Here is a 3,694-nt window from a genome sequence, read left to right as displayed (position 1 = left end):
CGTCACGGCCGCCGCGGCGTGTCACCGCGTCGTGTCAGCCCGTCGTCGCGTCATCGCGTCTGCCCGTCCGCGTCATCGCTGCACCGTGTAGCGCGCGATCTTCGCCTCGTCGGCCGCGATGCCCATGCCGGGACCGTCGGGCAGCACGATCGCGCCGTCGACGAGCCGCATCGGCGCGGCGATCAGGTCGTCCTTGTAGTAGATGCCGCCGACCCGGCCGCCGAGCGCGTCTTCCGGCGTCGATACCGGCACGACGCAGGACAGCGTCACGGCCGGCGCCGCGGCGGCGAGCTGGATGTTGGCGAGGTTGCCGATGCCGGTCTCCACCGAGCCGTTGACGTTGCAGACGATGCCGGCGGCCCGGCACACCGCGGCGACCTCCATGGCCTTGAACAGGCCGCCCGGCTTGGTCGTGTAGATCGACACGATCTGGGCGGCGCGCTTCTCCACGATCTGGATCACGTCGTGGGCGTTCCAGGCGCTCTCGTCGGCCATCACGGGCGCATCGATGGCGCGCGCCACCTCGGCGATGCGCTCGATGCCTTCGACCGGCTGCTCGAAATACTTCAGCTCGCAATGCTCGATCTTGCGGAAGGTGCGGATCGCCTCGCCCGGCGTCGCGTAGCCCTGGTTGGCGTCGACGCACAGCGTCGTCTTCGGCCCGACGGTGGCGCGGATGCGCTTGACCATCTCGACGTCGCGATCGGGATCGACCCCGACCTTGATCTTGATGGTCCTGATGCCTTCCTCGACGACCTTCGCGACCTCGCGCTCGGCCTCCTCGAAGCCGAGGAGCCCGATCGAATGCGTCACCGGGATCGCCTTGCGCGCCGCCCCGCCGAGCAGGCGGTGCACGGGCAGCCCGCACTGCTTGCCGGCGAGATCGTAGGCGGCGAACTCGACGGCCGCCTTGGCGTAGGGGAAGCCCTTGATGATGCGGTCCATCCGGGCGTGCAGGTCGACGATGTCGCCCGGCACGGCGCCGACGACGGCCGGCGCCAGATAGGATCTGATCACCTCCATGGTGGTGCCGGGGCTCTCGCCGAAGTAGCGGCCGAACTCGCCGCCCCAGTCCTTCAGGGCCGGCGCCTCGCCCCAGCCGGTGCATCCGTCGCGGTCCGTCATCTTGACCAGCACATAGCCGCCGATCGGCTCGGTGAGGCCGGTCCATTTGTGCTCGCGCCGCGTGGGCAGGGCGATGTGCACGAGGTCGACGGAAGCGATCGGAGAGTCGGTCATGATTTTCGCGAGCTGGTTGGGAGGCGAGGGGGGCGGGACCGCCAGCATAAGGCGCGCACGGTCGGTATGCAAAGCGGCGCAGGGTGGGCCTGCGACGCATGCCCACGCGGTCGAGCGACGAGCCGGAACGAAGCTCCCGACGACGTGGGCAAGGTGCGATGCGCAGAACCCAGCCTACCGTTTCGCGTCCCGGATCATCTGCCAGACGCGGATCGGCGTCAGCGGCAGCGCGCACGGCTCGATGCCGAGATCGGCGAGCGCGTTCGCGACCGCATTGGCGATCACGCCGCCGACCGGGATGATGCCGCCTTCGCCGCCGCCCTTGGCGCCGAGCGGGTTGCCGGGCGCCGGCACGATGTCGATCGCGCGGGCCGAGATCGGCGGCACGTCGATCGCGGTCGGCAGCAGATACTCGGCGAGCGAGGCGGTGACGATCTCGCCGTCGTCGTCGTAGACGATCTGCTCGAACAGCGTGCCGCCGAGTCCCTGCACGATGGCGCCGACCGTCTGGCCATGCAGGGTCGCCGGGTTGATCACCCGACCGACGTCCTCGACCGCCGTGTAGGCGAGGACCGCGACGACGCCGGTCTCCGGATCGACCGCGACATGCGCGGCGTGCGCGCCGTAGCTGTAGGCGCGGGCATTGGCCGCGAACGTGCCCTCGGCGTCCGGCACCTTTCCGGCGAGGTCCTTCAGCACGATCGAACGACCGTCGGGCCCGCGGGCCGTGCCGTCGTCGAGAGTCACGTCGTCGGCCAGGCAGCCGAACGCCTGCGCCGCCGCGGCCCGGATCGAGCGTTTCAGACTCTCCGCCGCGGCCAGCACGGCCGAGCCGCCCATCACGACCGCGCGCGACGAGTAGGAGCCGAAGCCGTCGCGCACCGCGTCGGTCGAGCCGTGGACGACGCGGGCGATCGCGTCGAGCGGACGCTCCAGCGCATCGGCGGCGATCTGCGCCATCACGGTCTCGAGCCCCTGGCCGAGCGCCGAGGAGCCGACATGCACGGCGACCCGCCCGTCGGGCTCCAACCGCAGCATGGCGCTCTCGGCCGGCCCCGGCGCGCCGCCTTCGAAGTAGCAGCCCGTCGCGATGCCGTGATAGCGGCCGTCGATCAGGCGGCCCTGCAGCGCCGACTTCTCCTCCCAGCCGAAATCGGCGAGGCACTGCGCGAAGGTCGCGGCGTAGTCGCCGCTGTCGCATTCGCTCTCGATCCCGAGCGGCGTCACGGTGGGGAGCCGCCACGGCATCTCGTCGCGACCGACCAGGTTCTTGGCCCGCATCGCGACGCGGTCGATCCCGAGATCCTTGGCGGCCATGTCGATCAGCCGCTCGCGAAAGAAATCCGGCTCGAAGCGGCCGGGGCCGCGATAGGTGCCGACCGGCGTCTTGGTCGTGAGCATCAGATCCACGTCGATCGCCACGTCCGGAATGCGGTACGGCCCGGCCAGGAACTGGGCGATGCTGCGGGCCGGGGTCGCCCCGGTGGTGCGGACATAGGCGCCGAGATCGATCGTCGCGGTGCCGCGCAGCGCCAGGATGGTGCCGTCGCGCGTGCAGGCGATCTCGATCGTCGCCTCCATCTCGCGGGCATGATTGGTGGCGAGGAAATGCTCGCGGCGACCCTCGATCCAGCGCACGGGCCGCCCCAGCGTCCGGGCCGCGAACGGGATCAGGAAGTCCTCCGGGTAGAACTCGCCCCGCACCCCGAAGCCGCCGCCGACATCGTCCTCGATCAGCCGCACCGCTTCCTCGGGCAGGCCGAGCTGTCCGGCGAGGATCTTGCGGTTGGCGAACGGCACCTTGGCGGCGCCGTGCAGGGTGAGGCGGCCGGCGGCCGCGTCCCACGCGGCCAGGAGCCCGCGCGGCTCCATCGGCACGGCGGTGTGGCGATGGATGCGGAACGTCTCGCGCCGCGTGTAGTCGGCGCGTGCGAACGCCGCGTCGGCGTCGCCGCGCCGCCCGAAGAGCGTGCCGGCGCGATTGTCCGGGATCGTGGCGAACAGCCGTGTCGCGGCGTCGCGTGCCGCCGCGACGCCGGCGATCGCCGGCCGCGGGTCGATGGCGAGGCCGACCCGCTCGGCCGCGTCCTCGGCGAGCGCCGCCGTGTCGGCGATCACGATCGCCACCGGCTCGCCGACATAGCGCACCACCGCGTGCGCGATCACCGGCTGGGCGGCGCGGACGAAGTCGGGCGAGGAGTCCTGCCGCAGCGGGATGTTCGGAACCGCGCCGTGCGCCGCGATCACGTCCTCGGCCGTCAGCACGGCATAAACGCCTGGCATGGCGCGCGCTTCGTCACGATCGATGCCGCGCAAAAGACCGTGCGCGACGGGGCTCCGCACCACCACGGCGGCGAGGCGGCCCGCCATGGCGACGTCCCCGACATAGCGGCCGCGGCCGGTGACCAGCCGAGAATCCTCCAACCGCGGCACGGCGCTGCCGATCAGGGCGTTG

2 protein-coding genes are annotated in these 3,694 nt (G+C 71.6%); both read right to left on the bottom strand.

The genetic code is table 11. The features are described 5' to 3' along the window. Positions 1–72 precede the first annotated feature (72 nt). Positions 73–1,239, bottom strand: coding sequence for a mandelate racemase/muconate lactonizing enzyme family protein (locus tag CCR97_RS28250; RefSeq protein ID WP_111360088.1), 1,167 nt, complete (start codon positions 1,237–1,239; stop codon positions 73–75). Between the two features lie 174 nt (positions 1,240–1,413). Continuing rightward, the coding region (locus tag CCR97_RS28245; protein WP_338049152.1) for a xanthine dehydrogenase family protein molybdopterin-binding subunit at positions 1,414–3,694 on the bottom strand (2,281 nt) is incomplete at its 5' end.

The sequence above is a fragment of the Rhodoplanes elegans genome (assembly GCF_016653355.1).
Taxonomy (GTDB): Bacteria; Pseudomonadota; Alphaproteobacteria; order Rhizobiales; family Xanthobacteraceae; genus Rhodoplanes; species Rhodoplanes elegans.
The sequence above is the reverse complement of the archived record's forward strand: the minus strand, read 5'-3'. Positions and strand labels throughout refer to the sequence as shown.